This is a genomic window from Enterobacter cloacae complex sp. S3 (assembly GCF_014930495.1).
GTDB lineage: Bacteria > Pseudomonadota > Gammaproteobacteria > Enterobacterales > Enterobacteriaceae > Enterobacter > Enterobacter asburiae_B.
Map to the genome: position 1 here is coordinate 24,255 of NZ_JADBRD010000023.1, position 14,965 is coordinate 39,219.

General features: G+C 56.8%; 15 protein-coding genes and 1 pseudogene. 4 read left to right on the forward strand and 12 right to left on the reverse strand.

Going from position 1 to position 14,965, the window contains the following annotated elements; genetic code table 11:
• Positions 1 to 138 precede the first annotated feature (138 nt).
• The 4 genes from nirB to IM317_RS14865 all read left to right on the forward strand — a co-directional run bounded on the left by nirB (position 139) and on the right by IM317_RS14865 (position 4,828).
• Positions 139 to 2,682, forward strand: a complete 2,544-nt coding sequence (nirB, locus tag IM317_RS14850) for a nitrite reductase large subunit NirB (protein WP_033146803.1) — start codon at positions 139 to 141, stop codon at positions 2,680 to 2,682.
• Entirely contained in the window at positions 2,679 to 3,005 is a 327-nt protein-coding gene (gene nirD, locus IM317_RS14855; RefSeq protein ID WP_033146804.1) for a nitrite reductase small subunit NirD, read from the forward strand. Before nirB ends, nirD begins: the two co-directional genes overlap by 4 nt.
• A gap of 135 nt (positions 3,006 to 3,140) precedes the next feature.
• Complete coding sequence (gene cysG / locus IM317_RS14860; protein ID WP_033146805.1) at positions 3,141 to 4,514, forward strand: siroheme synthase CysG; 1,374 nt, start codon at positions 3,141 to 3,143, stop codon at positions 4,512 to 4,514.
• Positions 4,515 to 4,657: 143 nt separating this feature from the next.
• A complete protein-coding gene (locus tag IM317_RS14865; protein WP_033146806.1) occupies positions 4,658 to 4,828 on the forward strand; it encodes a YhfL family protein in 171 nt (56 codons plus the stop codon).
• Between the two features lie 161 nt (positions 4,829 to 4,989).
• On the opposite strand, the pseudogene trpS reads toward IM317_RS14865, so the two are convergent.
• The 12 genes and pseudogenes from trpS to pilM all read right to left on the reverse strand — a co-directional run.
• Positions 4,990 to 5,991: pseudogene (gene trpS, locus IM317_RS14870) on the reverse strand (tryptophan--tRNA ligase); the annotation flags it as partial.
• Positions 5,984 to 6,745, reverse strand: a complete 762-nt coding sequence (gene gph, locus IM317_RS14875) for a phosphoglycolate phosphatase (RefSeq protein WP_033146807.1) — start codon at positions 6,743 to 6,745, stop codon at positions 5,984 to 5,986. The pseudogene trpS and the gene gph, both read right to left, overlap by 8 nt.
• A complete protein-coding gene (gene rpe / locus IM317_RS14880) occupies positions 6,738 to 7,415 on the reverse strand; it encodes a ribulose-phosphate 3-epimerase (RefSeq protein WP_024907923.1) in 678 nt (225 codons plus the stop codon). Before rpe ends, gph begins: the two co-directional genes overlap by 8 nt.
• A gap of 41 nt (positions 7,416 to 7,456) precedes the next feature.
• Entirely contained in the window at positions 7,457 to 8,269 is an 813-nt protein-coding gene (dam, locus tag IM317_RS14885) for an adenine-specific DNA-methyltransferase (protein ID WP_033146808.1), read from the reverse strand.
• 67 nt (positions 8,270 to 8,336) lie between these two features.
• Entirely contained in the window at positions 8,337 to 9,635 is a 1,299-nt protein-coding gene (gene damX, locus IM317_RS14890) for a cell division protein DamX (RefSeq protein ID WP_033146809.1), read from the reverse strand.
• Between the two features lie 92 nt (positions 9,636 to 9,727).
• Complete coding sequence (gene aroB, locus IM317_RS14895; protein ID WP_033146810.1) at positions 9,728 to 10,816, reverse strand: 3-dehydroquinate synthase; 1,089 nt, start codon at positions 10,814 to 10,816, stop codon at positions 9,728 to 9,730.
• Between the two features lie 57 nt (positions 10,817 to 10,873).
• A complete protein-coding gene (gene aroK / locus IM317_RS14900) occupies positions 10,874 to 11,395 on the reverse strand; it encodes a shikimate kinase AroK (protein WP_003861630.1) in 522 nt (173 codons plus the stop codon).
• A gap of 286 nt (positions 11,396 to 11,681) precedes the next feature.
• Positions 11,682 to 12,905, reverse strand: coding sequence for a DNA uptake porin HofQ (hofQ, locus tag IM317_RS14905; RefSeq protein ID WP_223998201.1), 1,224 nt, complete (start codon positions 12,903 to 12,905; stop codon positions 11,682 to 11,684).
• Positions 12,832 to 13,236, reverse strand: a complete 405-nt coding sequence (locus IM317_RS14910; protein ID WP_033146812.1) for a HofP DNA utilization family protein — start codon at positions 13,234 to 13,236, stop codon at positions 12,832 to 12,834. The genes hofQ and IM317_RS14910 overlap by 74 nt, the downstream gene beginning before the upstream one ends.
• Positions 13,226 to 13,681 carry a hypothetical protein gene (locus IM317_RS14915; protein ID WP_033146813.1) on the reverse strand — a complete coding sequence of 152 codons (456 nt, stop codon included), beginning with the start codon at positions 13,679 to 13,681 and terminating at the stop codon, positions 13,226 to 13,228. The genes IM317_RS14910 and IM317_RS14915 overlap by 11 nt, the downstream gene beginning before the upstream one ends.
• 3 nt (positions 13,682 to 13,684) lie before the next feature.
• A complete protein-coding gene (locus tag IM317_RS14920) occupies positions 13,685 to 14,179 on the reverse strand; it encodes a PilN domain-containing protein (RefSeq protein ID WP_033146814.1) in 495 nt (164 codons plus the stop codon).
• Positions 14,176 to 14,952 carry a pilus assembly protein PilM gene (gene pilM / locus IM317_RS14925; RefSeq protein WP_033146815.1) on the reverse strand — a complete coding sequence of 259 codons (777 nt, stop codon included), beginning with the start codon at positions 14,950 to 14,952 and terminating at the stop codon, positions 14,176 to 14,178. The genes IM317_RS14920 and pilM overlap by 4 nt, the downstream gene beginning before the upstream one ends.
• Between the last annotated feature and the right edge of the window lie 13 nt (positions 14,953 to 14,965).

Below are 14,965 nucleotides of genomic sequence, written 5' to 3' on the forward strand. Positions count from 1 at the left end.
TTCCGCCACTTATAAAAATCCTGACAAATCAGTTATATACCACCTAAGGAGTAGGCGAAGACGTATTTGATTTGCATCAATAAGCGCCCCTGCTGAATCGTTAAGGTAGGCAATAATAGAAAAGAAATCGAGGCAATAATGAGCAAAGTCAGACTCGCTATCATCGGTAACGGCATGGTCGGCCACCGCTTTATTGAGGATCTTCTCGATAAGGCCGATGCTGAGCAGTTCGATATTACCGTGTTCTGTGAAGAACCCCGCAAGGCGTACGACCGTGTGCACCTGTCTTCCTACTTCTCCCATCATACCGCCGAAGAGCTCTCTCTGGTGCGCGAAGGTTTCTACGAGAAGCATGGCGTAAAAGTGCTGGTGGGCGAACGCGCTATCACCATCAACCGTCAGGAAAAAGTGATCCACTCCAGCGCCGGGCGTACGGTTTTTTACGACAAGCTGATCATGGCGACGGGCTCCTATCCGTGGATCCCGCCGATCAAAGGCTCGGAAACTCAGGATTGCTTCGTCTACCGTACCATTGAAGACCTCAACGCCATCGAATCCTGCGCCCGTCGCAGCCGTCGCGGCGCGGTCGTCGGCGGCGGCCTGCTGGGTCTGGAAGCGGCAGGCGCGCTGAAAAACCTCGGCGTTGAAACCCACGTCATCGAATTTGCCCCGATGCTGATGGCCGAACAGCTCGACCACATGGGCGGTGACCAGCTGCGTCGTAAAATCGAAAGCATGGGCGTGAAGGTTCACACCAGCAAGAACACCAAAGAGATCGTTCAGGAAGGGACTGAAGCGCGCAAAACCATGCGCTTTGCCGACGGCAGCGAGCTGGAAGTGGACTTCATCGTCTTCTCCACCGGTATTCGCCCGCGCGACAAGCTGGCGACCCAGTGCGGGCTGGCCGTGGCGCAGCGCGGCGGGATCATGATCAACGACGCCTGCCAGACCTCCGATCCGGATATCTACGCCATCGGCGAATGCGCCAGCTGGAATAACCGCGTCTACGGCCTGGTGGCGCCGGGCTACAAAATGGCGCAGGTCGCCGTGGACCATATCCTCGGCAGCGAAAACGCGTTTACCGGTGCAGACATGAGCGCCAAGCTGAAGCTGCTGGGCGTGGACGTGGGCGGTATTGGCGATGCGCATGGCCGCACGCCCGGCGCTCGCAGCTATGTCTATCTCGACGAAAGCAAAGAAGTCTATAAACGCCTCATCGTCAGCCAGGACAACAAAACCCTGCTCGGCGCGGTGCTGGTGGGCGACACCAGCGACTTCGGCAACCTGCTCCAGCTGGTGCTGAACGCCATCGAGCTGCCGGAAAACCCGGACGCGCTGATCCTCCCGGCGCACGCGTCCAGCGGCAAGCCGTCTATCGGCGTGGATAAACTGCCGGACAGCGCGCAAATTTGCTCCTGCTTCGACGTCACCAAAGGCATGCTGATCTCCGCCATCAACAAAGGCTGCCACACCGTGGCGGCGCTGAAAGCGGAAACCAAAGCCGGTACCGGCTGCGGCGGCTGTATTCCGCTGGTCACTCAGGTGCTGAACGCCGAACTGGCGAAACAGGGCATCGAAGTGAACAACAACCTGTGCGAGCACTTCGCGTATTCTCGCCAGGAGCTGTATCACCTGATCCGCGTGGAAGGCATCAAGTCCTTCGACGAACTGCTGGCGAAACACGGTCAGGGCTACGGCTGCGAAGTGTGTAAACCGACCGTCGGCTCCCTGCTGGCCTCCTGCTGGAACGAGTACGTACTCAAGCCGGAACATACGCCGCTGCAGGACACCAACGACAACTTCCTGGCGAACATCCAGAAAGACGGCACCTACTCCGTTATTCCACGCTCAGCCGGGGGCGAAATCACGCCGGAAGGGCTGGTCGCCGTGGGCCGTATTGCCCGTGAATTTAACCTGTACACCAAAATTACCGGTTCCCAGCGTATTGGCCTGTTTGGCGCGCAGAAAGACGATCTGCCGGAAATCTGGCGTCAGCTGATTGAAGCCGGCTTCGAAACCGGTCACGCGTATGCCAAAGCGCTGCGCATGGCGAAAACCTGCGTGGGGAGCACCTGGTGCCGCTACGGCGTCGGCGACAGCGTGGGCTTCGGCGTGGAGCTGGAAAACCGCTACAAAGGCATTCGTACCCCGCACAAAATGAAGTTTGGCGTCTCCGGCTGTACCCGCGAATGTGCGGAAGCGCAGGGTAAAGACGTGGGTATTATCGCCACCGAAAAAGGCTGGAACCTGTACGTCTGCGGCAACGGCGGGATGAAGCCACGCCACGCGGACCTGCTGGCGGCGGATCTCGATCGCGACACGCTGATTCAGTATCTCGACCGCTTCATGATGTTCTATATCCGCACCGCCGATAAGCTGACCCGTACCGCCTCCTGGCTCGATAACCTGGAAGGCGGCATCGACTACCTGAAAGCGGTCATCATCGACGACAAGCTGGGCCTGAACGAGCACCTGGAAGCGGAGATGGCGCGCCTGCGCGAGGCGGTGATCTGCGAGTGGACGGAAACCGTCAACACCCCGGCGGCGCAGACGCGCTTCAAACACTTCATTAACAGCACCCAGCGCGACCCGAACGTACAGGTTGTACCGGAGCGTGAACAGCATCGTCCGGCGACACCGTATGAACGTATTCCGGTCACGCTGGTGGAGGAAAACGCATGAGCCAGTGGATAAACATTTGCGATATTAACGACATCATCCCGGCCACCGGCGTATGCGCGCTGCTGGGCAGCGAGCAGGTTGCGATTTTCCGCCCTCTTCACGATGAACAGGTTTTTGCCATCAGCAATATCGACCCGTTCTTCGAGGCCAGCGTGCTCTCCCGCGGACTGATTGCCGAGCATCAGGGCGAACTGTGGGTCGCCAGCCCGCTGAAAAAGCAGCGTTTCCGCTTAAGCGACGGTTTCTGCATGGAAGATGAGAGTCATTCAGTGAAGCACTATGACGTTCGCGTGAAGGACGGCAAGGTGCAGCTGAAAGGCTGATCCCCCGCCTTTTCAATACGAAAAGCTTATGACCCCTTATGGGTAACGGCAGGAAAAACCGTATGTTTTGTACGATTCCTGCTGTTATCCTGACGTCAATTCTTACCCCCTCCATGAAAGCTGCGAGGTAACGTCGTGGATCACCTGCCGATTTTCTGTCAATTACGCAACCGCGACTGCCTGCTCGTGGGCGGCGGCGACGTGGCTGAACGCAAAGCGCGCCTGCTGCTAGAGGCTAGCGCCCGGCTCACCGTCAACGCCCTCACCTTCGCCCCACAGTTTGAGGTCTGGGCTCAGGAAGGGATGCTCACGCTGGAACAGGGTGAGTTTGATGAATCCCTGCTCGATACCTGCTGGCTGACGATTGCCGCAACGGACGACGATGAAGTGAACCAGCGCGTCAGCGACGCCTGCGAAGCGCGCCGAATCTTCTGCAACGTGGTGGATGCGCCGAAAGAGGCCAGCTTTATCATGCCCTCGATTATTGACCGCTCGCCGCTGATGATTGCGGTGTCGTCCGGTGGACGCTCGCCGGTTCTCGCCCGCCTGCTGCGGGAAAAGCTGGAGGCCGTGCTGCCGCAGCACCTTGGTCAGATTGCGCATTACGCCGGGCAGCTCCGCTCCCGCGTGAAGCAAACCTTCTCGACCGTGGGCGAGCGCCGTCGCTTCTGGGAAAAATTCTTTGTGAACGACAGGCTGGCGCAGTCGCTGGCGAATCAGGACACCAAAGCCGTAGAAGAGACGACCGAACAGCTGCTCAGCGAGCCGCTGGACCATCGCGGTGAAGTGGTGCTGGTGGGCGCAGGCCCCGGCGATGCGGGCTTGCTGACGCTGAAAGGGCTACAGCAGATCCAGCAGGCCGATACCGTGGTTTACGATCGTCTGGTCTCTGATGACATCATGAACCTGGTACGCCGCGATGCCGACCGCGTATTCGTTGGTAAACGGGCGGGCTATCACTGCGTGCCGCAGGAGGAGATTAACCAGATCCTCCTGCGCGAGGCGCAGAAAGGTAAGCGCGTGGTGCGCCTTAAGGGTGGCGATCCGTTTATCTTTGGTCGCGGCGGCGAGGAGCTGGAAACCCTGTGTGACGCGGGTATTCCGTTCTCCGTCGTGCCGGGCATTACGGCGGCATCCGGCTGCTCAGCTTACTCTGGCATTCCGCTGACCCACCGCGACTATGCCCAGAGCGTGCGTCTGGTGACGGGCCATCTGAAAACCGGCAGCGAGCTGGACTGGCATAACCTGGCCGCTGAAAAGCAGACGCTGGTGTTCTACATGGGGCTGAACCAGGCCGCGACGATTCAGGCGAAGCTGCTGGAGCACGGCATGGAGGCTGATATGCCGGTTGCGCTGGTGGAAAACGGTACGTCCATCAAGCAACGCGTGGTGAATGGTGTACTGACGCAGCTCGGTGAGCTGGCGCAGCAGGTCGAAAGCCCGGCGCTGATTGTGGTGGGTCGCGTGGTTGAGCTGCGCGATAAGCTGAACTGGTTCTCGAATCACTAACGCATATTCTTCCTTTGCGGAGTAGTCCTTATGCGGACTACTCCCCTCTTACTGCTGTCGATAACATACCGCCCCGAAGTGGAATTTCTCCCTTTATTCCCCTGAGTTACATCCAACTTTCGTTTTTAAGACAAGGAATGCGTATGTTCAAACTGGCAAAAGCCGCCGTTCTGGTTGGCCTGTTATCGACTCTGACTGCCTGTACCGGTCATGTACAGAACACCAAAAATAACTGCAGCTACGATTACCTGCTGCATCCGGCGATCTCCATTTCGAAGATCATCGGCGGTTGCGGCCCGGCGGCGGATCAGTAAGCGTTTTTCAGGCGTAAAAAAACCGGGATATCCCGGTTTTTGGTTGGCGTAGAGCATTTTTTTTATCGGGTGGCGGCTCCGCCTTACCCGACCTACACCTGATATTGTTTTAACTTGGATTTATATAAGGCGTCTTCTTGTTTCTTGTTACTTGATCTTGGCGGCTTTTCAACAAAGCCAATAGCTTTATATACTGCTTTCAGTGTCTTAGACGCACGTTTACTAGCTTTTTTCGCGCCGTCTTTCATCACTCTCTGCAGGAAATCTTCGTCGTTACGGTAGCGGTGATAACGCTCCTGCAGCTCGGTCAGCATGCCGGAAACGGCGTCTGCCACTTCACCTTTCAGGTGGCCGTACATCTTGCCTTCGAAGTGTTTTTCCAGTTCAGGAATGCTCTGGCCGGTCACGCCGGAGAGAATATCCAGCAGGTTGGAGACGCCCGCTTTGTTCTGCACGTCGTAGCGCACTACAGGCGGCTCGTCGGAGTCGGTGACCGCGCGCTTGAGCTTTTTGACGACGGATTTCGGATCTTCCAGCAGGCCGATAACGTTGTTGCGGTTATCGTCAGACTTGGACATCTTCTTGGTCGGCTCCAGCAGCGACATCACGCGCGCGCCGGACTTCGGAATAAACGGCTCTGGCACTTTAAACACATCGCCGTAAATCGCGTTAAAGCGCTGGGCGATATCGCGGCTCAGCTCCAGGTGCTGCTTCTGGTCTTCACCTACCGGTACCTGGTTGGTTTGATACAGCAGGATGTCCGCCGCCATCAGCACCGGATAGTCGAACAGACCGGCGTTGATGTTTTCAGAGTAGCGCGCGGATTTATCCTTGAACTGGGTCATACGGCTCAGCTCGCCGAAATAGGTGTAGCAGTTCAGCGCCCAGCCCAGCTGCGCGTGCTCCGGCACGTGCGACTGAACGAAAATGGTGCTCTTCTCAGGATCGATGCCGCAGGCCAGGTACAGCGCCAGGGTGTCCAGGGTGGCTTTACGCAGCTTCTCAGGATCCTGACGCGCGGTAATCGCATGGAGATCGACGATGCAGTAAATGCAATGGTACTCATCCTGCATGCTGACCCACTGACGTAACGCACCCATGTAGTTACCAATGGTCAATTCACCTGAAGGCTGTGCGCCACTAAAAACGATGGGCTTAGTCATTATTCAATTCCTGATGTTCACTGTGCGAAAGCCCGAGTGCGGGCAACAAATCTTTGAAGTGGTCGAAGACCACATCCGGCTCACTTAATGTGATGGCTTCACCGTAGTTGTAGCCATAGGTTAATCCGACGGAAGGACACCCAGCCGCTCGGGCAGCCAGAATATCATTGCGCGAATCCCCGACAAAGAGCAGCTCCGCAGGCGTTAAGGATAATTTTCCTGCCACCAGCAACAGCGGTTCCGGATGCGGCTTTTTGTTCTGTACGTCGTCGCCGCCCACAATCACGGAGAAATACTTCGCGATATCGAGCGCTTCCAGCAGCGGTGCAACAAACGGCGTCGGTTTGTTGGTCACCAGCCCCAGCGGAATGCCCTTCGCGTGCAGCGCGCTCAGCGTTTCCTGAACGTCCGGGAACAGGAAACTGCCCTCCTCGACGGTCTCTTCATAGAAACGATCGAACAGTTTGCGCAGAATCCGCAGCTGTTCATCCTTAGGGATGTCAGCGTGGTCAACGCTCGGTTTACCCTGCGCGGAACGCTGCGACGCGCGCTCCTGACGCGCCCACGTCAACGCGCGCTCCATCAGGACATCGGCGCCGTTGCCAATCCACGTTACCACGCGCTCTTCCCCCGCAACGGGGAGTTCAAGGGCGTACAGCGCCTGGTCTACGGCGCTCGTTAAGCCCGGCGCGCTGTCGACCAGCGTGCCGTCGAGGTCAAATGCGATACCCCGAATTGCCTGCAATTTATCCATGACTTACCTTCGCCAGCTCACGGCGCATTTCATCAATGACTTTTTTGTAATCCGGTTGGTCGAAAATTGCCGAACCTGCAACGAACATATCCGCGCCGGCTGCCGCAATTTCACCAATGTTATTCACTTTCACACCGCCGTCCACTTCCAGGCGAATATCGTAACCTGACTCATCAATACGACGGCGCACTTCACGCAGCTTATCCAGCGTGTGGGGAATGAACGACTGACCGCCAAAGCCCGGGTTAACGGACATCAGCAGAATCACGTCCAGCTTGTCCATGACATAGTCGAGATAGCTCAGCGGCGTGGCCGGGTTAAACACCAGGCCCGCCTTACAGCCGTTCTCTTTGATCAGCTGCAGCGTGCGGTCCACGTGTTCAGAGGCTTCCGGATGGAAAGTGATGATGCTGGCACCCGCTGCGGCGAAGTCAGGCACGATGCGATCAACAGGCTTAACCATCAGGTGAACGTCGATCGGCGCGGTAATGCCATAGTTACGTAATGCCTTGAGCACCATTGGGCCAATGGTCAGGTTAGGGACGTAGTGGTTGTCCATAACGTCGAAATGGACGACATCTGCGCCAGCCGCGAGAGCTTTGGCGGTGTCTTCACCCAGGCGGGCAAAATCGGCCGACAGAATTGAGGGAGCAATCAAAAACTGTTTCATCCGCTTCTCCTTGAAATGTGTTTACCGGCGGGCAAAACGGCTCAGGGGCGATAAAGAGCCAGAAGTTCGTCCACCTTTTTACGTGTGCCGCCGTTGCTGCTAATGCTACGCCGCACTTTGACCTGAAAATGCTTCGCGGCTTTATACCATTCGCGCGTATCAGGCGTGTCGTGATTCGAAATTAACACCGGAATTCTTTTGCTGACCAGCTTTTCTGCCATCTCCGCCAGACGGGCCTGTTCGGCCGGGCTGAAGCTGTTGGTGTGATAAGCGGTGAAATTCGCCGTTGCAGACAGTGGTGCGTAAGGCGGGTCACAGTAAACCACCGAGTTTACGCCTGCCAGCTCCATACACTCTTCATAGGAGAGGCAATGAAACTCTGCGTTCTGCGCTTTTTCGGCAAAGTGGTACAGCTCGTCCTGCGGGAAATACGGGCGCTTATAGCGACCAAACGGCACGTTAAACTCCCCGCGCAGGTTATAGCGGCACAGGCCGTTGTAACCATGACGGTTGAGATAGAGGAACAGCAGCGCCCGACGGAACGGATCCTGACTCTGATTAAACTCAGTGCGGAACTGGTAGTAAACGTCCGGCTGATTATTCTCCGGCGTAAACAGTTTGCGCGCCTCTGCGACATACTCTTCGGTACGCAGCTTAACAATGTTATAGAGGCTGATGAGGTCGTTGTTGATATCCGCCAGGATATAACGAGAAAAATCAGTGTTCAGGAACACCGATCCTGCGCCCACGAAAGGCTCGATTAGACACTCGCCTTTTGGCAGGTGCTTTTTAATATCATCGAGCAGGGGGTATTTCCCCCCTGCCCATTTCAGAAAAGCGCGATTTTTTTTCATGCTGACTAACTGATTACACCTTCTCCGGCTGTGGAGAAAGCTCCGACAGCATCCTGCGCTTTAAACATTACTTCAGATCGGCCTGAACCTGATGAATCGGCTTCGCCCAGGGATTTTTTGCCTGAACATCCGCTGGCAGTGCCGCTACGGCACGTTTCGCTTCATCTTTGGACGAATAAACGCCGCTGACCAGCACATACCACGGCTGACCGTTACGGGTCGTCTGATAAACAACATAGTCTTTCAGATTTGATTTCTTCGCCCAGCTGTTGAGGTTGTCATAGTTAGACGAACTGCTCAGCTGCAGCGTGTAGTTGCTGGATGGCGCAGACTTCATCGAGCCAACGTTACCTGCAGTTTTGCCTGCGGCGCTGCTGGAGGCTGTTGCCGTGGCTGCCGGAGCCGTTGCTGCAGGTGCAGCTGTGGTTGCCGTTGCTTTCGGCGCAGTCTGCGTGACTGGCGCTTTAGCAGGCTCGCTCACCGCAGCCGTTTCGGTGCGTTTCGGCTGTGCCGGTACCGCTTTCACTTCAGGCGCTTTTACGACTGCCTGAGGTTTGGTTTCACGCTTAGGCTCAATCACCGCCTGCTTACGTTCAGGACGCGTCGCAGTTTGCGTCTGGCGCGGTTTGGTTTCCGTCGCAGCCGTTTGTGGCTGAGCGTTACCACCGCGAATCGGGGCAACGGTTGCCGGCTCAGTTGGCAGCGTGGAGTTAACCACGACGTTATCAACCTGCTGCTGGTTCTGCGGCTGCGTCAGCGCATTGTTCAGATCACCCTGAACTTCTACGCGCTGCTGGCCTTCAGGCGTGGCAGGTGCCTGACCCTGAGCAGGGGTTGAAGAAACGGGCGGCAGAGAAACATCCTGCGGCGCTGTGGTGTTACCTGCGGTCTGCTCTGCGGAAGTCGCACCCGGCGCAGGCTGTGCGCCATTCGCCTGATTGGTCGCATCGTTACCGGACAGGTTGATGCTCTTCTCAGCGGAAGCAGTTTGCTCGGTTGAGTTCGTTGACGGTGCTTTAAGCGCGGAGCCAATGCCGACAATCAGCAGCACTAGCACCAGAACGCCAAGGCCCATCATGATGTACTGGCGGGAAGCCGGTTTCGGCGCAGCGGCTTTTTTACGTTTACGAGGGCGACGCTCTACAGGCTGTTCGTCCATTGAATCTTCTTCGGACTCATAATCCTCTTCTGCTCGCTCTTCGTGCGCGTTGCGGCTGCGCGAAGGGCGACGATCGTCTGCATCCAGATCAACATCGTCAAAGTTGATCTGCGGCTCGTTATCACGTTCTGAAGATTGACGAGAACGACCAGTACGACGATCGCTGGGATCGGGTTTCAGCTCGTCTTCTGGTTTGAATTCATCCATTTAACACCCCACTCAAAGGCTTATGCTAACGACTTTGCATTTCACCTGAAGCTAAACGACCACCTGCGACAGTGGCCTGACCTTTCTAGTTGTTACGCCTGCTGACAATCAGCGATAGCGCCAAGAACGACATCGTGCGGCACTCCGCCGCGCACTTCACTCTTCCCTATTGCAAGCGGGAGTACAAGACGCATCTCACCTGCCAATACTTTTTTATCGCGCATCATGTGGGGTAAATACGCTTGCGCCGACATCTCCTGCGGCCCGGTTACCGGCAAACCTGCACGCTCAAGCAGCGCAATGATGCGTGCCGTCTCTTCAGGTTTAAACTGCCCCAGACGTTCAGAGGTGCGCGCTGCCATGACCATACCGGCCGCGACGGCTTCACCGTGCAGCCAGTTGCCGTAACCCATCTCGGCTTCAATGGCGTGGCCAAACGTATGCCCAAGATTCAGTAAAGCACGTAAGCCCGTTTCACGCTCGTCTGCAGCGACAACTTCTGCTTTCAGTTCACAACAACGACGAATGCAGTATGCCAGTGTAGCCTCATCCAGGCACAGCAGCGCATCCATATTCTCTTCAAGCCAGCTAAAGAACTCGCCATCGAGAATAATGCCGTATTTGATCACTTCTGCCAGACCCGAAGCCAGTTCGCGCTTCGGCAGGGTTTTCAGACAGTCGAGATCCACCACCACCGATGCGGGCTGGTAGAACGCGCCAATCATGTTTTTGCCGAGCGGATGGTTGACTGCCGTTTTGCCACCCACAGAGGAGTCGACCTGGGACAGCAACGTGGTCGGGATTTGAATAAAACGGACGCCACGTTGATAGCTTGCGGCCGCAAAGCCGGTCAGATCGCCCACAACACCGCCGCCCAGGGCAAGCAGTGTTGTATCGCGACCGTGCGGTTTTTGCAGCAATGCGGTAAAGACGGTATCCAGTACCGTCAGGCTTTTATACTGCTCGCCATCGGGGAGAATCACACTGTCGACTTTTACGCCCGCCTGCTCAAGCAGGTGGCGTACGCGGTCGAGATAAAGCGGAGCCAGCGTCTCATTGGTGACCAGCATCGCCTGATCACCCGCTTTCAGTGGTAAAAAGGAAGCTGGGTCGTTAAACAAACCAGCCGCGATGGTGATAGGGTAACTACGTTCCCCGAGAGTAACTGTAATCCTCTCCATGACGCGACATCCACCTTTAATGCTTTTACCCGCAGGCGAGTGTATATAAAGCCAGAATCAGTTGCTTTCCAGCATATGAATAATCTGGTTTGCAACCACTTTAGCGCTCTGGTCGTCAGTACGAATGGTCACGTCGGCAATCTCTTCATACAGCGGATTGCGTTCATCGGCCAACGCTTCCAGAACTTCGCGTGGTGGCGTTTCAACCTGCAGCAGCGGGCGCTTTTTATCGCGCTGCGTACGTGCCAGCTGTTTCTCAATGGTCGTCTCAAGATAGACCACTACGCCACGGGCGGAGAGACGGTTACGGGTTTCGCGAGATTTCACAGAACCGCCGCCTGTTGCCAGAACGATGCCCTGTTTTTCCGTGAGTTCGTTGATCACTTTTTCTTCTCGGTCACGGAAACCTTCTTCGCCTTCTACATCGAAAACCCAGCCCACATCAGCTCCGGTTCGTTTCTCAATCTCTTGATCAGAATCGTAAAATTCCATATTGAGTTGTTGAGCTAACTGACGCCCAATAGTGCTTTTGCCGGCACCCATAGGCCCAACCAGAAAGATATTGCGTTTCTCTGCCATTTTATCGGTACTACTAAGACTATTCGTTAATGGTAATTCCCGCTTCGCAGACACCCAGCGTAGCAGGACATGAACTGAAACCTCATATGCAATAGAGCGAGAGTCAGACTAAAAATTATCTCAATACTCCGGCTTGTTTGGCAACTGATTAAATCACCGCGCCGGGCGCATAAGGTAATAAGACGCAAGTCCAACTCAAATCGGTACTCCTTGTATGCTAATTCATGCCCCACGTCAAACATCTGCAACAAACTGAATGCAAAATCATTGCGGGGATCGTTACCCGTCAGCGAATACCGACCAGACGTGGTGTAATAAACACCACTAGCTCGCGCCGTTCATTATCCTTCCCATCGTGGCGAAAAAGCTGCCCAAGCCAGGGGATTTTCCCCAGCCCCGGCACGCTGTCGCTGCCGGTTTTGTTCTTCTGCGAAAAAATTCCGCCCAACGCCAGCGTTTCTCCACTTTTTACCTCCACCTGGGTTTCTATCTCCTGTTTGTCGATCGCCAGCGTTTCGCCGTCCGCCTGCTGCAGAACCTGTCCCGGCATATTTTCACTGATGTGCAATTTCAGGCGCACGCGTCCTCCCGGTAAGACCACCGGCGTGACCTCCATCCCTAATACCGCCTCCTTAAACTCAACGGAGGTGGCGCCGCTTTCACCGCTTGAGACCTGATACGGAATTTCACTCCCCTGCTTGATGCTGGCCGGTTGCATATGCGAGGCCAGCAGCCGCGGGCTGGCGATGATATCAACCTGCTGCTTTTGCTCTAGCGCAGAAAGTTCCAGATCCAGCAGCCGACCATTGATCCGTCCGATGTTAAAACCCACATGGCTGGTGGCGCTGGCGACGGAAAGATCGCTGCCAAGCGTGGTGAGCTGGCCAACCTTGCCCGCGTCGGCGGCGTCAGCGAGATTCCACTTCACCCCCAGCTCACGCAGGCTTTTTTCATTAATGGTCACAATATGCGCCGCCAGCTCGACCTGTTCGACGGGAATATCCATCTGAGCGGCCCAGCGCTGCAGCGTCTCCACCACCGTCTGGTTATCGCGAATCAGCAGCCGGTTGGTGCGTTTGTCGAGAGACAAACTTCCCTTGGCGCTCAGGAGCTTTTCCGCGTCTTTTTGCAGCTCGCCGGCATCGGCATAGGAAAAAGCGATGCTGTGAGAAACCAGCGGCGCCTCAAGCTGTCGACGCGTTCGCTCCTGTTCTGAGCGCTCCTGCTGTTCACGCTGCCAGGCCGCGGTATGCACATAAAAAATGCCGCCCTCCTCTCGCAAAACGAGGCCAGCGCTGGTGACAACCGTCTGTAACGCTTGCCGCCAGGGGACGCGCGTCAGGTTGAGCGAAAGCGAGCCGCCGACATCAGGCGATATCACCAGATTTCGGTTCTCCTGTGCGACCAGGCTCTGCAGCACCTGCACAACAGGCACGTCATCCACCACCAGCGTGACCGGTTTTGGCGCGGCGGCCCACAGCGGATGGCTGAACGCCAGCAGCCACAGCATTATCCGTAAATTCATTCTTATCCGTTCCTTCTCGTTGCCACGTCCATGTTCCTGGTTCACATGTGTCACCCACATCAACAACCAGTTCCGTTTCATTGATGGCTGTTATCGTCCAGCCCGCCGGGAAGCGTTCATGCGTTTTCAGCCGGTACCAGCGCTTTTGCCCATCCTGTAAAATGCCGATAGCCTGCTGTCCTCCCACCATGCCGCGATAGCGCCACTGCGCCAGCTCGCCAATGGCGCAGGGATCGTCCGGCGGGCGAAACGGATCGCGCATGCCGGTCAATAGCAGCGCTGAGCAAACCAGCAAATATCTCGCGCTATTTCGCATGTTCCAGCTCCAGCCGCAGGCGCAACGCTGTACCTTGTGGTGCAATTGCGAAAGCGGCGATCTGCACATCGCGCTGCGCCAGCCGGGAAAAAAGCGCCGGGAGAGCCTGCCACTCCACCTCCAGCATCAGTTCCCCTCCGTTTTGCAGCGGCTTCCAGTGAACCAGCGTCGCGTTATCACCCTGAAAATCGAGCGGGGAAAACGGCGTCAGCGCCAGTGCTTCCGTTGTTTCCGTACGAAACGGCACCTTTCTGACGGCAGGCCATAACGCCGCGTTCGTCCTCACGTCCTGAATCAGCTGTCGCTGTCGTTCAGCACACTGCCTGTCCAGCGGTCTGAGCAAGGTGCCCCACGCGGCCAGTCCTGCCAGGAGGCTCCCCAGACACCACAAAAGCACCCGATACCAGGGACGGCTTTCGCACCAGCGTTCTAACAAGGTATCCATGCGTTACCCCTCGCTTTTAAGATGGAGGGTGAACATCCAGCGCCCCTGGCTGTCCTGCCGAAGCTCACCCGCCGTTCCGGGCGTAAAACCCGCTATTTGGCCCAGCGCATCGCGCAGAGCAGACAGGGCTGGCAGGGTTATGGCATACCCGGTCAACATCAGAGCAGGAGGCTGATAGCGAAGCTCTGTCAGCCAGACCTGTGAAGGAGTGGCGCGGGAAAGGGATTCCAGCACCGGTTGCCATGCGCGTTGTTGACGTGTCTGTGCTGGCTTCTGCGCCTGTGAGGCGAGTTTCTGCCGGGAAGCAAGCGCGTGCTGCACGGTCTGCATTCCCGTCAGCTCCGTTTGCAGCGCGTGCAGCCTCATAACAGGGTTTATCCGCAGGCAGAAAATGACCGCGAACATCAACAGCACGGTGCCGACACACATTGCCCCCCAGAAGCGCAGGCATCGTGCGCGCCGCTGCTGTCGCCAGGGCAGAAAGTTCATGAGGCTCATCCGGGCACCTCGCTCATGGCCAGCGCCAGCGCAACGGTATAATCAGCGCCGCAGTCCGGTAGCGGGGCCTGGCAGCGCTCCAGGATTTCCCACGGATCACGTCGGTTATCAAACAGCGCGATGTCATCCGGACCAAGCGCCAGCAGAGCCGCCAGCTCGGCCACGCTTTCGGCTTCTGTGGTAAAGCGGCGTCCCCACTGGTGGCGCATCGCCCACAGCCACTGCCGATCGTCGCGCCAGGCGACGCACGTCGCTGGCGCCACCGCAGGAAGAAGATTCGCCAGCGCGCTGGCATCCGGCGTAATGGCCACCAGCCGCAAACGCAGCGTTTTCGCCAGCGCCAGTAGGGTATCAACCTCGTTGTTTTGCGCGGCGGTCACGTGAAAGGTATTGCTGAAGGTATCCTGCGCGTAATCGAAACAGAGCGTATCGGCAGACATCTCCAGTTCGCGCGCGAGCGCCGCGCCAAGCCATGAGAGCTGCTCGCTGTCACGCAGCGCAACGGTCGGGCGGGGGAGCGTCCGTTGCAGAGTCCGTGCTGCCGGGAAAGAGAGGAACACCCGATGGTAGTGCGGCAGCGTTTTGCGCCAGTCGCGTAACGCATCAACCAGCTGTTCTGGCTGACAAATTTTGCCGTCACGAATGATGCCCTCGTCCAGAGGAATCGCCCACCAGCGGCGCAAGCACCAGCCCGACTTATCCCGGGCCAAGGCGACGATCTGCACCCTATCCTGTTGAATATGAACGCCCGTTTGCCATGTTTTGAAAGCCATGCTTCACGATCTC

Excerpts from the sequence above, each read along its gene's own strand:
- aroK (WP_003861630.1), bottom strand. The coding sequence starts at position 11,395 with ATGGCAGAGAAACGCAATATCTTTCTGGTTGGGCCTATGGGTGCCGGC.
- rpe (WP_024907923.1), bottom strand. The coding sequence starts at position 7,415 with ATGAAACAGTTTTTGATTGCTCCCTCAATTCTGTCGGCCGATTTTGCC.
- aroB (WP_033146810.1), bottom strand. The coding sequence starts at position 10,816 with ATGGAGAGGATTACAGTTACTCTCGGGGAACGTAGTTACCCTATCACC.
- IM317_RS14915 (WP_033146813.1), bottom strand. The coding sequence starts at position 13,681 with ATGGATACCTTGTTAGAACGCTGGTGCGAAAGCCGTCCCTGGTATCGG.
- IM317_RS14920 (WP_033146814.1), bottom strand. The coding sequence starts at position 14,179 with ATGAGCCTCATGAACTTTCTGCCCTGGCGACAGCAGCGGCGCGCACGA.
- hofQ (WP_223998201.1), bottom strand. The coding sequence starts at position 12,905 with ATGCTGTGGCTGCTGGCGTTCAGCCATCCGCTGTGGGCCGCCGCGCCA.
- IM317_RS14910 (WP_033146812.1), bottom strand. The coding sequence starts at position 13,236 with ATGCGAAATAGCGCGAGATATTTGCTGGTTTGCTCAGCGCTGCTATTG.
- IM317_RS14865 (WP_033146806.1), top strand. The coding sequence starts at position 4,658 with ATGTTCAAACTGGCAAAAGCCGCCGTTCTGGTTGGCCTGTTATCGACT.
- nirB (WP_033146803.1), top strand. The coding sequence starts at position 139 with ATGAGCAAAGTCAGACTCGCTATCATCGGTAACGGCATGGTCGGCCAC.
- dam (WP_033146808.1), bottom strand. The coding sequence starts at position 8,269 with ATGAAAAAAAATCGCGCTTTTCTGAAATGGGCAGGGGGGAAATACCCC.
- pilM (WP_033146815.1), bottom strand. The coding sequence starts at position 14,952 with ATGGCTTTCAAAACATGGCAAACGGGCGTTCATATTCAACAGGATAGG.
- damX (WP_033146809.1), bottom strand. The coding sequence starts at position 9,635 with ATGGATGAATTCAAACCAGAAGACGAGCTGAAACCCGATCCCAGCGAT.
- gph (WP_033146807.1), bottom strand. The coding sequence starts at position 6,745 with ATGGATAAATTGCAGGCAATTCGGGGTATCGCATTTGACCTCGACGGC.
- nirD (WP_033146804.1), top strand. The coding sequence starts at position 2,679 with ATGAGCCAGTGGATAAACATTTGCGATATTAACGACATCATCCCGGCC.